The sequence below is a fragment of the Blastococcus sp. KM273129 genome, from assembly GCF_021698995.1.
Taxonomy (GTDB): Bacteria; Actinomycetota; Actinomycetes; order Mycobacteriales; family Geodermatophilaceae; genus Blastococcus.
In genome coordinates this window covers 1-17,428 of the sequence record NZ_SSXB01000028.1, presented here as the reverse complement: position 1 = coordinate 17,428, position 17,428 = coordinate 1, and the positions used below count along the sequence as shown (strand labels likewise).

The window sequence follows — 17,428 nt, the reverse complement described above, 5'->3', positions numbered from 1 at the left end:
TGCCGTTCGGTCACCCCGGGGACGGATGCGCGACGTTGTTGGGTGGCATGCGACGGACAACGGCTAGCCTGCGCCGGGTGGTGACTGAGGTGACGAAGGTCTTCCGGGCCTCTGAGTCGGTGGATCCGCTTTCCGGCGACGAACTGGCCGCGCTGGATGCGTGGTGGCGGGCGGCGAACTACCTGTCGGTGGGCCAGATCTACCTGATGGGCAACCCGCTGCTGCGCGAGCCGCTGCGGCCGGAGCACATCAAGCCCCGGCTGCTGGGTCACTGGGGGACGACGCCGGGGCTGAACTTCGTCTACGCGCACCTGAACCGGGCGATCACCGCCCGCGACCTGGACATGATCTACGTGATGGGCCCGGGGCACGGCGGGCCGGGCCCGGTCGCGGCCGCGTGGCTGGAGGGCACCTACAGCCACTACTACCCGGACGTCTCCCAGGACGAGACGGGCATGCGGCGGCTGTTCACCCAGTTCTCCTTCCCCGGTGGCATCCCGAGCCACGTCGCGCCGGAGACGCCGGGGTCGATCCACGAGGGCGGCGAGCTGGGGTACGCGCTCACGCACGCCTACGGCGCCGCCTTCGACAACCCCGACCTGGTCGTGGGGGCGATCGTCGGCGACGGCGAGGCCGAGACCGGCCCGCTGGCGGCCAGCTGGCACGCCAACAAGTTCGCCGACCCGGTCACCGACGGCGCGGTGCTGCCGATCCTGCACCTCAACGGTTACAAGATCGCCAACCCCACCGTGCTGGCCCGCATCCCGCGGGAGGAGCTGCTGGAGCTGATGCGCGGTTACGGCCACGCGCCCTACCTGGTCGAGGGCGACGACCCGGCCGACATGCACCAGCGCTTCGCCGCGACCCTCGACCGCTGCCTGGACGAGATCGCCGAGATCCAGCGCCGGGCCCGCGAGGAGGGCGCGACCGAGCGTCCGCGCTGGCCGATGATCGTGCTGGCCTCGCCCAAGGGCTGGACCGGCCCGGACGTCGTCGACGGTGTGCAGGTGCAGGGCAGTTGGCGTTCGCACCAGGTGCCGTTCAAGAACGCCCGGGAGGACGACGCCCACCGCGCCGTCCTCGAGGAGTGGCTGCGCAGCTACCGGCCCGAGGAGTTGTTCGACGACGACGGCGTCCCCGTGCCCGCCGTCCGGGACCTGCATCCCGCCCACGACCGGCGGATGAGCGCCAACCCGCACGCCAACGGCGGGAAGCTGCTGCAGCCGCTGCGGATGCCCGATTTCCGCGAGCACGCGGTGCCGGTCGAGGCGCGCGGTACGGGCGCGGTGGAGTCGACCCGGGTGCTCGGTGAGTTCCTGCGGGAGGTGATGCGGGCGAACATGACGACCTTCCGCGTCTTCGCCCCCGACGAGAACAACTCCAACCGGCTCGGCGCCGTCCTCGAGGTCACCGACCGCGCCTGGATGGCGCAGCGGCTGCCCGGCGACGACTCCCTCGCGCCGGACGGGCGGGTCATGGAGGTGCTCTCCGAGCACATCTGCCAGGGCTGGCTGGAGGGCTACCTGCTCACCGGCCGGCACGGCTTCTTCTCCTGCTACGAGGCGTTCATCCACATCGTCGACTCGATGTTCAACCAGCACGCCAAGTGGCTGAAGACGACGAACGGCATCCCGTGGCGGCGGCCGATCGCGTCGCTGAACTACCTGCTGACCTCGCACGTGTGGCGGCAGGACCACAACGGGTTCTCCCACCAGGACCCGGGCTTCATCGATCACGTGGTCAACAAGAAGGCCGACGTCATCCGGGTCTATTTGCCGCCGGACGCGAACACGCTGCTCTCGGTGGCCGACCACTGCCTGCGCACCCAGCAGTACGTGAACGTGATCGTGGCCGGCAAGCAGCCCGCGCTGCAGTACCTCGACATCGACTCCGCGGTCGAGCACTGCACCAAGGGCATCGGGATCTGGCCGTGGGCCAGCACCGACGCCGGCGCCGAGCCCGACGTCGTGCTCGGCTGCGCCGGTGACGTGCCGACCATGGAGACCCTCGCCGCGGTGGAGATCCTCCGCGGCTGGTTCCCGGACCTGCGCATCCGGGTCGTGAACGTCGTGGACCTGATGCGGCTGCAGGACGACCGCGAGCACCCGCACGGGCTGTCGGACCGGGAGTTCGACGCCTACTTCACCCGCGACAAGCCGGTGATCTTCGCCTACCACGGCTACCCGTGGCTGATCCACCGGCTCACCTACCGGCGGACCAACCACGACAACTTCCACGTGCGCGGCTACGTGGAGGAGGGCACGACGACGACGCCCTTCGACATCTGCGTCATGAACCGGATGGACCGCTACAACCTGGCCATCGACGTCATCGACCGCGTCCCGCGGCTGCGCGCCGTCGGGGCCCACGCCCGCGACCGGCTGCGCGACATGATCACCGAGCACCGGCAGTACGTGCGCATCCACGGCCAGGACCTGCCCGAGATCCGGGACTGGGCGTGGTCGGCCCAGGCCGGACCGACGACCCGCGGGCCGGGCCCGCTGCGGGAGCCCGAGGCGTGAGGGTCCTCGTCGTCAACACCGGGTCCAGCAGCCTGAAGCTCGCCCGGCTGGACACCGGTGGGGCCGTCACCGCGAGCACCACCGTCGAGAACTGGCAGGGGGAGGGGGACCTCGAGCCGCTGGCGGAGTTCCTCGGCGGCTGTGGTCCGGTCGACGCCGTCGGGCACCGGATGGTGCACGGCGGGCCGCGGCACAGCGAGGCAACGCCGATCGACGACCTGCTCGTGGCCTACCTGTACTCGATCAGCCATCTGGCGCCGCTGCACAACCCGCGCGCCCTGGCCGGGATCCGCGCGGTGCGCGACCTCCTGCCCGAGATCCCGTCGGTGGCCGCCTTCGACACCGGGTTTCACGCCACCCTGCCGCCGGCCGCGCGCACGTACGCGCTGCCCCGCGAGTGGAACCAGCGCTGGGGGCTGCGGCGGTACGGCTTCCACGGCCTGTCACACGCCTACGCCGTGCGCCGGGCGGCGGAGATCGTCGGCCGCCCGAACGGGGAGCTGCGGATCGTCTCGGCGCACCTGGGTGCCGGGGCGTCGCTGTCCGCCGTCCGCGGTGGCGTCTCGGTCGACACCACCATGGGGTTCACCCCGCTGGCGGGACTGGTCATGAACACCCGCCCGGGCACCGTCGACCCGGGGTTGATCCTGTGGCTGCTCCAGCACGGGCAGGTCCCCGAGCTGGAGTTGGCCGACGTCCTCGAGCACCACGCCGGCCTCAAGGGCCTGTCCGGCACGGGTGGCGATCTCCGCGACGTGCTGGCCGGCCGGGCAACCGGGGACGCCGACTGCGCGCTGGCCTTCGACGTCTACCTGCACCGCCTGGTGCGGGAGACCGCGGCGATGACCGCGGCCGCCGGCGGCCTGGACCTGCTGGTGATGACCGGCGGCGTCGGTGAGCACTCCTGGCAGGTGCGGGAGGCGGTCGCCGCGGAGCTGGGCCACCTCGGGCTCGCCGTCGACCCCGATCTCAACCGGGCCACGACCACCGACGGGGACATCAGCGCGCCGGGCGCCGCCGCGCGCACCGTCGTCGTCACCGCGCGGGAGGACGTCGAGATCCGCCGTCAGGTGCTGGCCGTCCTGGGCAGCTGACCCCGGCCACCCCGTCGGTCACTGGTCAGGACGACGAGGCGCTGGGTCGCCCGCGTCATCGCGACGTAGCGGTCGACCGCTCCCTCGATGCCCGGGCCGAACGACTGCGGATCGACGACGTAAGCACCGGCCAAAGCCGGTGGTCAGCGGTCAACAGGGGGGAGCACCGCTGAGGCACGGAGGGAGCGGCGCTGCGCGCCCGAGCTGCGCAGACGGGCATACGAGCTGGTCAGATCCTGGAGCGGGTGACCGGGATCGAACCGGCATGGCCAGCTAGGAAGGCTGTGTCCCTTTGGCGGCGTTCTCGCTGGCGAGTCCCCGATAGGTCACCGGCCGTGCCTTGAGAATGCCTTTGCGCCGCCTCATCAGCGGGGGGCAAGGGCCCCAGCTCCTCCGTGGCCGCGGCAGTCCCCACTAGGGGATCACTGTGTCCTCGGCCCGGCGAGCGGGGACCTCTGCCCATCCGGGGGGACCGTGCGGTCGCCCCCCCTCGTCTGTTGCGCCGGGTTGCTCACCAGCGATGTGGTGCCCAGCTTGTCAGAAGGTGAGCACCCGGTCGGCCTCGACGGTGAAGGCGGCGAGCTCGGCCATGGTGGAGCGCTTGGCCTCTGCGATGAGCCGGTCGGGGGTGAGGCCGCGGGCGTCCAGGCAGGTGCCGCAGCAGAGCAGAGCGCCGCCCTTGCGGACGAAGTTGTGCAGCATGCGGTCGAGCTTGTAGTAGCCGTCGGGGGTGTGTTGGCCGGAGATCGCGCAGGTGACGGCGTCGCCCATGAGGAAGACGGTCGGTTCGGTGTCGTCCCGTTCGGCGAGGGCGATGGCCAGGCGCAGGGCGTTGTAGGTCTCGTCGGCGCCGTATGCGGGGCCGTTGACGATGAGCAGGACGCGGGTCATGCGGCCAGCCTCCGGGGTCGGGCCCGTCGGCGGGCAGGGGCAGGGGCCCCGGGTCGGGAGGGACGATCGCCGGTCACCGGTGGTGGGTCTCGTACATGCGCGTGGCGACGACGAGGGCGGAGACGGCGCTGACGGCGGCGGCGGTCCAGACGGCGGCGTGCAGGCTCACGAGGTCGGCGACGATGCCGCCGAGGACCGCGCCGACGGCGTAGCCCAGATCGCGCCAGACGCGGTAGACGCCGACGGCGCGGCCGCGCCAGGCCGGGTGCGCGACGTCGCCTATCACCGCCAGGAGGGTGGGGTAGACCATCGCGGTGCCGGCCCCGAGCAGCACGGTGCCGATGGCCCAGCCGGCGAATCCGTCGGAGGCGGCGATGACCGCCAGCGCGGCGGCCTGGGTGGTCATGCCCGCGGTGATCAGGTGCTTGCGCCCGATCCGGTCGGACAGGGCGCCGGTGATCAGTTGCCCGGCGCCCCACACCCCGGGATAGAGGGCGAAGAGCAGGCCGATCTGGCCGATCGGCAGGTCGGCGGTGGCGAACAGCAGCGGGAACAGACCCCAGGACAGGCCGAAGTTCAGGTTGTTCACCAGACCGGCCTGGCTGGCCGAGGACAGCGCGGGCTCCTTCAGGCTGGTCTGGGCCCAGATCTGCCGGTCGGTGAGGCCCCCGTGCAGGTGGTCGTGGATCCCGTCGGCCCGGGGCCTGTGCTGGCCGGCCTCGAGGCGGGCGTGGCCGCGGGTCTCCTTGATGAACACGCCGGACAGCAGCAGCGCCAGGGCGGTGTAGGCCAGGCCGAGCAGGAACGGCGCGGGGCGCAGGCCGAACTGCTCGGCCAGGTAGCCGGCGACCAGGGAGGTGACGGCCACGGCGCCGTAGCCGGCGGCCTCGTTGAGCCCCATCGCCAGGCCGCGCTGTTTCGGACCGACCAGGTCGATCTTCATCACCACGGTCGTGGACCAGGTCAGCCCCTGGTTGATACCCAGCAGCACGTTCGCGGCGATGACCCAGCCCCAGTTCGGGGCTGCGATCAGCATCAGCGGCACGGGGACGGCGAACAGCCAGCCCACCAGCAGCGCGGGCTTGCGGCCGTAGCGGTCCGACAGAGTGCCGGCGAACCAGTTGGCCGCCGCCTTCGTGATCCCGAACGCGGCGACGTAGGTGAAGATGAACGTGTAGCCGGTCAGCCCGAACTCGTCGGCGGCGAGCAGTGGCAGCACCGTCTGCTGCTGGCCGACCATGCCGCCGACCAGGGCGTTGACGGCGACCAGCAGCGCGAACTGGGCAGCGTTCTCACGCAGCCCGAGCCGGATCGGTGCCGACGTGCCGGCGGTCACGAACCCACGGCCAGCATCCGGCCGCTGCTGCGGGCCCAGTCCTCGGGTCCGCCGACCAGCACGGCGAGATCCCGGTGGCCGGCGCGCTCGAGCAGGCTGGCCGCGCCGGCGGCGCGCTCCCCATGGCCGCACATCACCACGGTGGGTCCGTTCTCGAGCCGGTCCGCGACGGCGGAGAGCGCGCCGAGCTCGACGTGCTCGGCGCCGGGGACGTGGCCGGCGGCGAACTCGGCGTCCTGCCGGATGTCGAGGATCCGGCGCCCGGCCAGCCGGTCCGGCCCCACCAGCTCGGTGCGAGCCACCGGCAGCCCCGCGGCGGCCCAGGCCTCCATGCCGCCGTCGAGCACGCCGACCAGTTGCTCGTAGCCGATCTTCACCGCCTGCCAGACCGCGTCGGCGAGGTCCTGCTCGGGGGCGGCGACCAGGACCACCGGCCGGTCGGGGTCGGCCAGCCAGCCCAGCCAGCTGGCGAACTGGTCGCGCAGCGGGATCGACAGCGCCCCGGGCACGTGCCCGGCGGCGTAGTCAGGCACCGGGCGGATGTCGACCACCACGGCCCCGTCGCGGCGCAGCCGGTCGACGTCGTTCACCGGCAACGGCGCCAGCCTGCCGACCGATGCGGTGTCGAGGACGGCCGGCCCGCGGCGGTTGATCTCCCCCAGGCGTGCGAAGTAGGCCGGGTAGCTGCCCAACGAGCCCAACAGCTGGGCGACGAAGGCATCCTCGTCCGCGGCGACCAGCAGCGGGTTGGTCGCCTTCTCCTGGCCGATGGTGCTGCTGCGCGCCGCCCCGGGTGGAGCGGAGCAGAACGAGCCGGCGCCGTGGGTGGGCCACACGGCCACCTCGTCGGGTAGCTCGGCCAGCCGGCGCATCGAGGCGTACTGGGCGCGGGCCAGTTCCTGGGTGCGGTCGGGGTGCACCAGGTCGGTGCGGGCGGCGGAGCCGACGATCAGCGACCCGCCGGTGAACACCCCGACCGGCGTCCGGCCGTCGGCCAGCAGGTAGGACACGTGCTCGTCGGTGTGCCCGGGCGTGCCCAGCGCCCGCAGTGTCAGCCCGCCCAGGTCGACCTCGTCGCCGTCGGCCAGCCCGCGGTGCGGGAACTCGCGGTGCCCGGCGGCCGAAGCGAGCACCTGCGCGCCCGCGTCGGCAGCCAGCTGCACCGCCCCGGTGAGGAAGTCGGCGTGCAGATGGGTGTCCGCGGCGTAGGCGACGGTCAGCCCGCGCTCGTGCGCCGCGGCGTGCACCGCGCGCAGGTCGCGGGACGCGTCGACGACCAGGGCGCGGCCGTCGCCGAGGTCGACCATCCACGTGGTGTTGCCCAGCCCGCCGTCCACGACCGGAACCAGTTCCGGAGCCATGCCGCCTCCTCATTCAAGTGATGGCTTGAACTGTCCCGCCATCCGCGTAGAGTGTCAAGCGATAACTTGAACGAAGGGGTGGCATGGGGAACCGCCAGGCGAAGGACGCGCTCTACGACGCGCTCGCATCGGTGGCGAAGGCACTGGGCAACGGTCGCCGCGCCGAGCTCGTTGACGTGCTCGCCCAGGGCGAGCGCAGTGTGGAGGAGCTCGCGGCCGAGATCGGCCAGTCGGTGGCCAACACCAGCCAGCACCTTCAGGTCCTGCTGCGCGCCGGGCTGGTCCGCACCCGCAGGGACGGGGCCCGCGTGTACTACTCGCTGGCCACTGAGGCGGTCGGTGCGCTGTGGCGGTCGATGCGGGAGGTCGCCGGCGGGCACGTCGCCCGGATCGACGAGCTCGCCGCGGCCTACCTCGGGGACCGCTCGCAGCTGGCCGAGATCAGCCGCGAGGAGCTGCTGGCGCGGATGCGCGCCGGGGAGGTCGTGGTCCTCGACGTGCGCCCGCCGGCCGAGTACGCCGCCGGCCACCTGCCGGACGCGGTCAACGTGCCTCCCGACGAGCTCGAGGCCCGGCTGGCCGACCTGCCCGCCGGGCAGCCGGTCGTCGCCTACTGCCGCGGGCCGCTGTGCGCCTACGCCGACACCGCCGTCCGCGCCCTCACCGCGGCCGGCCGGCCGGCGCTGCGGCTGGTCGACGGGCTGCCCGAGTGGGCTGCCGCAGGCCTGCCCGTCGTCGGTGCGTCGGCATGACCGCCGGCGACTCCACCAGCGACGCGGTCCGCGGCGGGGTGACCGTCGACGTTGCCTCGGTCGAGGTGGCGGCGCTGCACCGCCGCAGCCTGCGCGTGCTCATGGTTTCTCAGCTGCTCGGCGGCGCCGGGCTGGCCGCCGGGGTGACCGTCGGTGCGCTGCTGGCCGAGGACATGCTCGGCTCCACCCGCCTGTCCGGCCTGCCCGCCGGGCTGTTCACCCTTGGCTCGGCGGGCGCGGCGCTGCTGGTCGGGCAGCTCAGCCAGCGCTCGGGCCGCCGCCCCGGCCTGGCCGCCGGCTACCTGGCCGGCGCCCTGGGTGGCGCCGGCGTGGTCGCCGCCGCCGCGCTGGGCAGCATCTGGCTGCTGCTGGCCAGCCTGCTCGTCTACGGCGCCGGCACCGCCACCAACCTGCAGGCCCGCTACGCCGGCGCCGACCTCGCCCCGGCCGAGCGCCGCGGTGCCTCGATGAGCAGCATCCTGGTGGCCACCACCGTCGGCGCGGTCGCGGGACCCAACCTCGTCGGACCGACCGGCGACCTGGCCACCTCGCTCGGCCTGCCGGCGCTGAGCGGACCGTTCCTGCTGGCCGCCGTCGCCTACGCCGCCGCCGGCTTGGTGCTGCTGATCTGGCTGCGCCCCGATCCGCTGCTCGCTGCCCAGGCGCTGGCCGGGGCACGCGCCGACCGGCCCGCCGACGACACGCCCGGAGCCGCCGCAGCGGTGGCGGCGGCCAGTCGCTGGGACACCGCGGGCCTGCGGCTGGGTACGACCGCGATGGTCCTCACCCAGGTCGTCATGGTCGCCGTCATGACGATGACCCCCATCCACATGCGGGACCACCACCACGGCCTGGCCGCCACCGGCCTGGTCATCGCCGTGCACATCGGCGCCATGTACCTGCCCTCCCCGGTCACCGGTCGCCTCGCCGACCGCTACGGTGCCCGTCCCGTGCTCGCCGCCGGCGGCCTGGCCCTGCTCGCCGCCGGTGGGCTGGCCGCCGGCGCGCCCGGCGGGTCGGCCGCGGTGCTCGCGCTGGCCCTGGCGTTGCTGGGGCTGGGCTGGAACCTCGGCCTGCTCGGCGGCACCACGCTGGTCACCGCCGCCGTCCCGTTGGCGTTCCGCGCACGCACCCAGGGGCGGGTCGACCTCGCCGTCGCCCTCGCCGGCGCCACGGGAGGCATGGCCAGCGGCATGGTCACCGCAGCGACCAGCTACGCCACCTTGAGCCTCGTCGGCGCGGCGTTGGCCCTCGTCGTGGTCCTGGTCGCACTCCGCCCCGCACGGCCGGCGCGCCATGCACAGCCGAGGGCCCGCGTGCAGCCGCTTGCGTCCGACATGGCGGCGCACCCGGTGCCGCGGCGATGAGCAGGAGCCACCAGTCCGCGGCCGGGAACGGAGACGGCGACCTGCCGCTCCTGCAGCACACCGCCTACGACCAGCCCTCGGTGTTCCAGCCGGCCAACCTCCTGCGCGAGGCCCGACGGCAGAAGCAGCTGCCGGACCTCCCGGTCCCGCGGGTCTGCCTGCTCGACCCCGACGGCGACATCGTCCGCCACCTGGCTGCCACCGGCGCCGGCCGCCGGCACCCCGGCTGGGCCTGCTACCACACCGACATGTGGGTCACCGAGCTCCAAGGTGCCGGCCGCCACGGCGACGTCGACGGCGACCTCGGCGTCGTTGGCATGGCCGTGGGCGCGCCGTTCGCGGTGCTGGTCGCAGAACAACTCCACGCCAGCGGCGCCGATCTGGTCCTGAGCATCACCTCTGCTGGGCAGCTGACGCCGCTGGCCGACCCGCCCTACTTCGTCCTCATCGACCGCGCCCGCCGCGACGAGGGCACCAGCACGCACTACCAGCCCCCGGGGGAATGGAGTCACCTGCCGCAGCACCTCGCTCGAGCGGCATCCGGCGCGCTGACGAGGTCCGACCAGCGGGTGTTCACCGGCACGTCGTGGACTACCGACGCGCCCTACCGGGAGACCGCTGCCGATCTGGCCCGGGCCCGTAAAGCCGGCTGCGTGTGCGTGGAGATGGAGGCGGCGGCGCTGTACGCCTATGCCGCCGCCCGGCATCGCGCCGTCATCTGCCTCGCCCACGTCACCAACACGATGGCCGTCAGCGGCGACGACTTCGACAAGGGGGAAGCCGACGGCGCCCTGGCCTCGCTCCGGGTCGCCTCTGCTCGCGTGGCATCTGACCACGACCACCGAGGCGGATCACGCGGCGAGCTGACCGGAGCGGACGCTCAACCTGCCGCGCCGTCCTCGCCTGACGTGTCCCTCGGCCGAAAGGGTTCTCTGGGCGGTGCGCGCCGGTACCGATGCCCGGCCGCGTGCTGGCGGCCGCTCATCGGTGTCCCTCAGCGGCGCCGACCGCGACCCCGCTGGGCCGGCCTCGAGCCCGATCGATTCAACCCGACCCGGTCCCCAACCGGCGGCGGACACCTGGCAATCGGTCACGGCATGCACCGCTGTGTCGGCGCTGAACGCGCCCGTCTGGAACTGCGCATCGTCCTCCCCGTGCTCTTCCGACGGTTCCCGGACCGTCCCGGAGGATCAGCTCGCCTGGCGGCGACTCTCCCTTTATCTACGGCGTCGTAGAACTCCCCGTCGCCTTCTGAACACCCCAAGTGACGCTCGCCTCCGGACCGACCCTGCCGTCGGCTGGACGGTGTTGCGACCTTCCGTGACTCGAGCTTGATGGCAGTCAGGAGGAGGAGGCTTCTCCGGATTGCCGGACTGCTGCGCTCATCGCAGCGGCCAGAGCAGCGTCTCGCTCTTGCTCGGCGCGCTGGTAGCGCAGCGCGGCCGCGGGGGAGGCGTGCCCGAGCCTGTGCATCAACTCCTTGGTGGTGGCTCCATGCCGGGCGGCGATGGTGGCGCCCCATCCGCGCAGGTCGTGCAGGTGCGAGCCGGCCGGGAGTCCGGCCGCCTCTGCTGCGGGAGCCCACACCCGTGAGGCGAAGTTGTTGCGCCGGATCGGTCCGCCCTTCGGCCCCACGAAGACCAGCCCGTGCGGGCCGGGCTGGGCGTACCTCGAGAGGTGGTGCTCCAGATCGCCGATGATGTGCGGCGGAATCGCCACCGCTCGGCGGCCAGCGGCCGACTTCGGCGGGCCGTAGGAGCGTCCCTGTCCGATCACGTCGACGACGGCGGCCTTCACGCTCACGGTGCCTGTCTCCAGGTCGAGGTGCTCCCGGCGTAGCGCCGACAGCTCCCCGATGCGGAGGCCTGTCCACGCGGCCAGGAGGATCAGCGCTCGCCAGCGATCCTCGACGGCATCGACGAGCGCCTGGACTTGAGCGAGCGTGAACATCGGTCGCTCGCTGGAGCGTTCCTGCCCTGCTCCACGGATGGAGCACGGGTTCCGAGCGATGAGATTGTCGTCGACAGCCGTAGTGCAGATGGCGCGCAGCAGTCGGTAGCACTTGGCCGCTGTGACCTGACCCGGTCCGGCGGGGCCGCTGAGCTTCCCGTACCAGGCCCGGACAGAAGAGGCCTCCAGCTGGCGAAGGGGCGTCGATCCCAGGGCCGGGACGATGTGGTTCCTGAGCTGTGCTCGGTAGAGCTCGGCCGTGCGAGGGGCCAGTGGCCGGCCACGGACGAGGCGGGTCTCCACCCAGTGCTCGGCATAGACCTTGAGCGGCTCCTTGCCCGCCTTCGGGTCGATCCAGCGGCCCGAGTCCAGCTCGGTCTGCGTCTTGGCGAGCCATCTGTAGCCGTCGGCCTTGGTCGCGAACGTGGACGGCGCCGAGACTTGCCTGCCCGTGTGATCTGTGTAGCGGGCCTGATAGCGCCCCGAGCGGAGCCGACGAACCGTGCCCCAGGTCCTTCGGCTCACGTCAGCCTCCCCGTGCCTTCGGTTGAGGCGACTGTCGGGCGATTGCCGACCGAGTTGAGGCGGCGACGCCGATCGACCGATGGCCTTCCACGAGTCTCATCGGGGGGCTTGACGTACTTAGGACGACGTGCTCGCCGCGGCAATAGCGGGCGGTGGGAGCGAGGTCGGTGGAGGGGCCGCAGAATCGCCACCCCCACGCCGTGGTTGCCGACGGCAGGGACAGGCGCCCAAGTGGCGTGGTGACCGCCGAGAATTTCGGCCCGGCATAGGCGCGCCCCCCACGGTCGCTGCCGGTGTGCGGCACGAGTCCAGCTAGTCCTCACTCGTGACACGTCCGGCCTCGATGAACTCGTCGAGGATCGAGCGCTGGAGCCGGACGTACTTGCCGAGCTTGACGTAGGTGATCCGCCGTTGAGCGATCAGCCGGCGGATGAAGCGCTCGCCTGTTCCCAGGTAGTCCCCGGCCTGGGCGACGGTCAGCAGCTGATTGTGCTGTTCAGGCGACGCCACTCGTTTCGAGGTCGTCCCAGGCATCAGGAACCGACCTGCTGACCGAGAAGGGGACGTCCGCGGATGCTGCGGCCGGCGTCACCGACCCTCGTACCCCGAGGCCGGCACGGATGCCGCCGCGGCTGCGGCTGCGCTGCGGCTTTCATGGCCGAGAGTCTTCGGTGGACGGTTCCGGTTTTCCTGCAGTCCTGGTACCTCGGCTTGGTGCCTCGGCGTGACGGGGCAGGCGCTGCGCACAGCCGTCTCGTGAGTGTCGGCACCGTCGATCACGCCGTCCTCCAGTTCGTCCCTAGTCCGTTTCGGAGGCAACTGCGCAGTCTGTCGGGATCTCTGCAGAAGTCCTCCAGTTGGACGAGAGCCGCGTTGGACAACGGGAGGATCCGACACCGGGTCTCCGACCACGGCTGATGCACATCCCTCTGCGGGTCCGGGTCCGGGTCGCACAGCGACGCACGGCCGCGCCGCGCCGGTGACGAGGCGCTTGTCGCATCGAGGCGGGCACCGGGCTTTAGGGTTCGGCGCCACGGGGCGGGTGTCCACTGATCGGGTGATGGGGAGCTGCCGTGGCGCGGCCGCTGCTTCGAGGCGACCGCCTGCAGGCTGCCCGTGAGGCCGTCGGCCTCACCAGAGAAGAACTGGCCACGAAACTGGAGCTCTCCAGTCCGGTGCGCATCCGGGTCTGGGAGGCGGGACTCGAGCGTCCGCGACCCCGCTTCGTACCGCGGCTGGCGGCCGCGCTGGGCGTCGACGCCTTGTATCTCCTCGACGTTGAGCGGGACGACCCGCCTTTGGCAGCTCTGCGGTTGGCGGCCGGACTTGCCACGAACGAGGTGACTGGACCCGGCTTGTCGGTCATGACGTACGTGCGTCTGGAGGACGGCCGCCCCGGAGTGGATCCCTCGCCCAAGGTGTTCGCCGCCATCAGCCAGGTTCTCGGGGTGGACATCCCGCGCCTGGAGGCGGCCGTCCGCCGCTCTCGTAGAGACCACGCGGCCACGGCGACTTTCCAGGGCTGAACTGGAGAATTACTGGAGAAAGAGCCTGCCTCCCCGGACGTGCTCGGTGGTAATTTCCCGCGCACGTTGCCCGGGGGAGGTGTCCATGGCCCGCACGACGAAGACGGGTGCGGCATGGGACGGCGTGCCCTCAGGACTCGGTCGCCGACCGCTGGCAGTCATCCTCCTGCCAAAGCGTGGTCTGCCGACCCGGCGAGGACAGTCGCGATGACCAGGCGGCGGCGATGGGCGGCTGGGGCGCTCCTTGCGCTGCTGCCCCTCGTCGCATGCACGGCGGGCGAGGCCGGTTCCGAGGGCTCGGCGCCGAGCGCAACGGCGTCCTCGTCCGCGCAGACTTCGACGACCGCACCTGCCACGAGCAACGCGCCGCCCCCCGAAGACGAGGCGGCAACAGCTGCCACCGTGGTCGTCAACGAGATGCTGCGCGTCACGGACGCGGCCAAGAAGGACCCAGGCGCCAGGGACTGGGAGCCGGAGATCCGGCGATTCTCGGGTGACCCGGCCGCGTTGCTCGCCGTCACGGCGGTACGGGACTACGCAGCGCTCGGGCTCCGCCAGGAAGGCGACACCGCCGTCGACCTGGAGGTCGCCGACGTCGACCTGACGGCTCCCGAGGGGCCCACCGTCAGGATCACCGGCTGCTACGACAGCGAGAGCACGCGCGTGGTCAGGGTCGAGACGGGGGAGGTCGTGCCCCCCGGGACTCCGCCGCGGTACGTCTGGGACATCACTGTCACGCGCTACGAGGCCCAGGCGACGTCCCCCGGACAAGGCCCCGGTGGGGACAACGACGGCAGCCCTGGCCGCGAGCAGCCGACGGTCGGACAGACGTCCCCGCCGAGTTGCACGAGAGCGGTTGCAGATCCTCAGCCCTGGATTGGGCACCCGGCCGGCGGGCTTGGGATCCGGCCTGTGGACGGGCCTGATCTTTCTGTCGAATGGGGCCGGAGCGCCCGGCGCCCCGACGGTGGACCCTCGCCTCCTCGCGCAGCAGGCGATCGCGTCCATGAACCTGAAGGCGCCGGACATCGGGATGGCGCCGCCGCCGACCTCCGCCGGCGGGCTGGTCGGACTACCGGTGTGGATGTGGGTCGAACGCGCCGCAGAGACGACTGGCCCTGTCGGGGCCTCTGCCTCGGCAGGGGGCGTGACGGTGACCGCCGAGGCTCGGGTCAGCCAGGTTGTCTGGAACATGGGCGACGGGCGCATCGTCACCTGCGGGCTCGGGACGCCATATGTGCAGGGCACCGAAGGCGCATCTCCGGACTGCGGCCACGTGTATGCGCAGGCGTCCAGTCGACACATGCCCGGCGGTGGCCCGTGGCCTATCACCGCGACGAGCACGTGGGCGATCACCTGGTCCGGTGGTGGGTTGTCGGGCACCGAGACGCTGGAGTTGTCCTCTTCGGCGGAGTTGTTCGTCGGTGAATTGCACGTCCTCAATCAGGACGAGGGAAGCCGATGACCCGGACCCAGCCGCCGACGACCGGCGCAGCGCCCTCTCCGGCGGAAGTGCATGGCTTGCCTCGTGCGCCAGTGCTGCCGCCACCTCGTCGCCGGCGCCGTCCGGCTCTCCTGGCATTGGCCGTGAGCATGGTGGTGCTCGGTGCCCTTGGGGCGACCTATCTGGCGACGTCGCTGGGTCAGACGACCGCCGTGATCGCGATCGGGCGCGAGGTGCCCTGGGGGCAGACCCTCACCGCTGCCGACCTCGTAGAAGCAAGGATCTCGGCCGATCCGGCGTTGGAGCCCATTCCGTACGTCGACCGTGACCAGGTGATCGGCCTGGTCGCGGCGACCACCCTGAGGCCGGGGTCGTTGCTCACCCGCAACGCCCTGACCGATCAGCGCCTCCCGGCGCCCGGCCAGCAGCTCATCGGGGTCGGCGTGTCCCTCGTGCAGCTACCGACGACCCCGCTGCGCCCGGGCGACGACGTCCTCCTGGTGCCCGTGGCCGCAGGCGGCGCTCCAGCCACAACCGAAGGAGTACCGAGCGTGGTGGAAGCGACCGTGGTGAAGTCCGGCCCTCCCGGAACGGACGGGCTGCGGGTCGTCGACGTGCTCGTCGACGCGGCCGACGGGCCGGACGTTGCCGCCCGCGCCGCTGCCGGCCTGATCGCCATCGTCGTGGTGGCCGGCGAGTAGGGCGGGACGGCTGCCGTGTTGATTGCGCTTTGCTCGGCCAAGGGAGCACCCGGGGTGACCACCAGCGGGCTGGCGCTGGCGCTGTCCTGGCCTCGCCCCGTGGTCCTGGCCGAGCTGGATCCGGCCGGCGGGGATGTATTGCCGGGGTACGGCCGAGGCGAACCGTTCGCGGGCGGGCTCGCCGACCTGGAGCTCGCTGCGAGGCGCGGCGGGCCGGCCCGGCATCTGGACAGCCAGCTGCTGCGGCTCGACCCCGAGGGGCGTGTGCGGCTCCTACCCGGCCTGGCAGACCCGGCCGGCGCCCGACATGTGGACTGGAATCGCCTGGCCTCCGTGCTGGCGGCGGTGGAGGACGGCGCCGTGGACGTGGTGGCCGACTGCGGGCGGCGGCGCGCTGAGCACTTCCCGGCCGCCGTGGTCGAACGGGCCGCCGCCGTCGTGCTGGCCACCGGCTCGACGCTTCGCGCCGTGCGTGCGGCGACGCAGGCGATTGCCGAACTCCGAGGGCGGGAGGCGTGCCCCGGCATGCTGGGCGCGCTGGTGATCGGGCCGGGGGAGCCGTACGGCGAGCGAGAGATCAGCGAGGCACTCGGCGTTCCCTCGGTCGGTTCGCTGCCGCGGGATCCGAAGGCGGCCGCAGTGCTCAGCGACGGCGCGCCGTCGGGCCGGCTGTTCACCCAGTCGCCGCTGCTACGAGCCGCGCGGACGGTCGCGACCCGGTTGGTCGAGTTGGCCACGGCGCACGAATCCAGGTTGACACCACCGCCGGCGCCCGTGCCTGCGGCCGCGACCACGTTCGGGGGCAGCCGTGTCCGCTGACCTCACCACCGACCTGCTCAGCGCCGGCACCGTGCCTCGACAAGCCGACGCATCACCGGTGGCAGTGGACTGGACGCTGGTGCGTCGGCTGCACGAGGCAACGGCGACGGCCCTGGCCGAGGAGCTCAAGCGTCGCCCGACGCTCAGCACGATGGCGCAGCAGGAGCTGGCCCGCACGCTCGTCCAGGAAGGCGTCGACGAGTTGGTCCGGCAGCGGATGCGCGCCGGGCAGGTGGTTCCCACGCCGACCGAGGAGCGGGTGATCGCCGAGGCGGTGTTCGCCGCCCAGTTCGGGTTGGGCCGGCTGCAGCCCTACGTGGACGACCCGCTGGTGGAGAACATCGAGGTTCACGGGTACGACAACGTGTGGATCGGTTACGCCGACGGCCGGGACGTCCGCGTCGACCCAATCGCCGACTCGGACGAGGAGTTGGTGCGGCAGCTGCAGCACATCGCCGCTCGGCTGGGCCGCGCGGAGCGGACGCTGACCACAGCCAGCCCGCTGCTCACCATGCGCCTGCCCGACGGGTCCCGGTTGGCCGCAGTCATCGAGACGGTGCCGCGACCCCAGCTGGTGATCCGCCGACACCGGATCCGGAACGTCGACCTCGACGACATGGTGAGTCTGCGGGCGATCGACCGGCCGCTGGCCGAGTTCCTGCGGGCGGCGGTGCGGGCGCGCAAGAACATCGTCGTCACCGGCGCCCAGGCTGCTGGCAAGACGCTGATGCTGCGGGCGCTGGCCAACGAGCTGCCGGTCGAGGAGCACCTGGCCACGATCGAGAAGCATTTCGAGCTGCTGCTGCACGAGCTGCCCGACCGGCATCCGCGGGTGGTGCCGTTCGAGGCCCGGGAGGGCACCGGCGAGCGCGGCCCCGACGGCCGCCGCCTCGGCGAGGTGACGCTGACCGAGCTGGTCGAGCAGGCGCTGGTCATGAACGTCAGCCGCGTGTGGCTGGGCGAGGTCCGCGGCGAGGAGGCGTGGCCGCTGATCGAGGTGATGGAGGCGGGGGAGGGCGGCTCGGCCTGCACCCTGCACGCCCGCTCAGCCTGAATCCACCGATTCGGAGTCGGTAGTGCAGGGGACGGTTTCTTGATCTTGGTTTCGGTGGGTGGGCGTGCGTGGGCCGGGACCTGGGT

Annotated in this window: 15 protein-coding genes; 10 read left to right on the top strand and 5 right to left on the bottom strand. The window is 72.3% G+C overall.

What is annotated here, in order from left to right; all coding sequences use genetic code 11:
* Nucleotides 1–80 precede the first annotated feature (80 nt).
* Together E9565_RS10285 and E9565_RS10280 are read left to right on the top strand one after the other, a co-directional pair.
* Entirely contained in the window at nt 81–2,522 is a 2,442-nt protein-coding gene (locus tag E9565_RS10285; RefSeq protein ID WP_236834933.1) for a phosphoketolase, read from the top strand.
* Nucleotides 2,519–3,616, top strand: coding sequence for an acetate/propionate family kinase (locus tag E9565_RS10280; protein ID WP_236834931.1), 1,098 nt, complete (start codon nt 2,519–2,521; stop codon nt 3,614–3,616). Before E9565_RS10285 ends, E9565_RS10280 begins: the two co-directional genes overlap by 4 nt.
* Nucleotides 3,617–4,153: 537 nt before the next feature.
* On the opposite strand, the gene E9565_RS10275 is transcribed toward E9565_RS10280, so the two are convergent.
* The 3 genes from E9565_RS10275 to E9565_RS10265 form a co-directional block, all read right to left on the bottom strand.
* Nucleotides 4,154–4,507: a DsrE/DsrF/TusD sulfur relay family protein gene (locus tag E9565_RS10275; protein WP_236834930.1), complete on the bottom strand. Its 354-nt coding sequence runs from the start codon at nt 4,505–4,507 to the stop codon at nt 4,154–4,156.
* A gap of 73 nt (nt 4,508–4,580) precedes the next feature.
* Entirely contained in the window at nt 4,581–5,843 is a 1,263-nt protein-coding gene (locus E9565_RS10270) for an MFS transporter (RefSeq protein ID WP_236834928.1), read from the bottom strand.
* Nucleotides 5,840–7,204: a rhodanese-like domain-containing protein gene (locus E9565_RS10265; protein WP_236834926.1), complete on the bottom strand. Its 1,365-nt coding sequence runs from the start codon at nt 7,202–7,204 to the stop codon at nt 5,840–5,842. Before E9565_RS10265 ends, E9565_RS10270 begins: the two co-directional genes overlap by 4 nt.
* Before the next feature lie 83 nt (nt 7,205–7,287).
* On the opposite strand from E9565_RS10265, the gene E9565_RS10260 reads away from it, so the two are divergent.
* Genes E9565_RS10260 through E9565_RS10250 form a run of 3 tightly spaced genes read left to right on the top strand, consistent with a single transcriptional unit; the run spans nt 7,288 to nt 10,558 of the window.
* Nucleotides 7,288–7,956: a metalloregulator ArsR/SmtB family transcription factor gene (locus tag E9565_RS10260; protein WP_236834924.1), complete on the top strand. Its 669-nt coding sequence runs from the start codon at nt 7,288–7,290 to the stop codon at nt 7,954–7,956.
* Entirely contained in the window at nt 7,953–9,323 is a 1,371-nt protein-coding gene (locus E9565_RS10255; protein ID WP_236834922.1) for an MFS transporter, read from the top strand. Before E9565_RS10260 ends, E9565_RS10255 begins: the two co-directional genes overlap by 4 nt.
* The gene (locus tag E9565_RS10250; protein WP_236834920.1) at nt 9,320–10,558 is read left to right on the top strand and encodes a nucleoside phosphorylase; all 1,239 of its coding nucleotides are present in this window, start codon (nt 9,320–9,322) and stop codon (nt 10,556–10,558) included. Before E9565_RS10255 ends, E9565_RS10250 begins: the two co-directional genes overlap by 4 nt.
* Nucleotides 10,559–10,664: 106 nt before the next feature.
* Here the strand turns inward: E9565_RS10250 and xerC are convergent, their stop codons facing one another.
* Together xerC and E9565_RS10240 are read right to left on the bottom strand one after the other, a co-directional pair.
* Nucleotides 10,665–11,798: a tyrosine-type recombinase/integrase gene (gene xerC, locus E9565_RS10245; protein WP_236834918.1), complete on the bottom strand. Its 1,134-nt coding sequence runs from the start codon at nt 11,796–11,798 to the stop codon at nt 10,665–10,667.
* 312 nt (nt 11,799–12,110) lie between these two features.
* Entirely contained in the window at nt 12,111–12,308 is a 198-nt protein-coding gene (locus tag E9565_RS10240) for an excisionase family DNA-binding protein (RefSeq protein ID WP_236834916.1), read from the bottom strand.
* Between the two features lie 563 nt (nt 12,309–12,871).
* On the opposite strand from E9565_RS10240, the gene E9565_RS10235 reads away from it, so the two are divergent.
* The 5 genes from E9565_RS10235 to E9565_RS10215 all read left to right on the top strand — a co-directional run bounded on the left by E9565_RS10235 (nt 12,872) and on the right by E9565_RS10215 (nt 17,342).
* A complete protein-coding gene (locus tag E9565_RS10235; protein WP_236834914.1) occupies nt 12,872–13,324 on the top strand; it encodes a helix-turn-helix domain-containing protein in 453 nt (150 codons plus the stop codon).
* Between the two features lie 856 nt (nt 13,325–14,180).
* A complete protein-coding gene (locus E9565_RS10230) occupies nt 14,181–14,789 on the top strand; it encodes a hypothetical protein (protein WP_236834912.1) in 609 nt (202 codons plus the stop codon).
* Nucleotides 14,786–15,469 (top strand): SAF domain-containing protein, encoded by a 684-nt coding sequence (locus tag E9565_RS10225; protein WP_236834910.1) that lies wholly within the window; start codon nt 14,786–14,788, stop codon nt 15,467–15,469. Before E9565_RS10230 ends, E9565_RS10225 begins: the two co-directional genes overlap by 4 nt.
* A gap of 54 nt (nt 15,470–15,523) precedes the next feature.
* The gene (locus E9565_RS10220; protein WP_236834908.1) at nt 15,524–16,288 is read left to right on the top strand and encodes a hypothetical protein; all 765 of its coding nucleotides are present in this window, start codon (nt 15,524–15,526) and stop codon (nt 16,286–16,288) included.
* On the top strand, nt 16,278–17,342 hold the full coding sequence (locus tag E9565_RS10215; protein WP_236834906.1) for a CpaF family protein: 1,065 nt from the start codon (nt 16,278–16,280) through the stop codon (nt 17,340–17,342). Before E9565_RS10220 ends, E9565_RS10215 begins: the two co-directional genes overlap by 11 nt.
* The last annotated feature ends 86 nt before the right edge of the window (nt 17,343–17,428 follow it).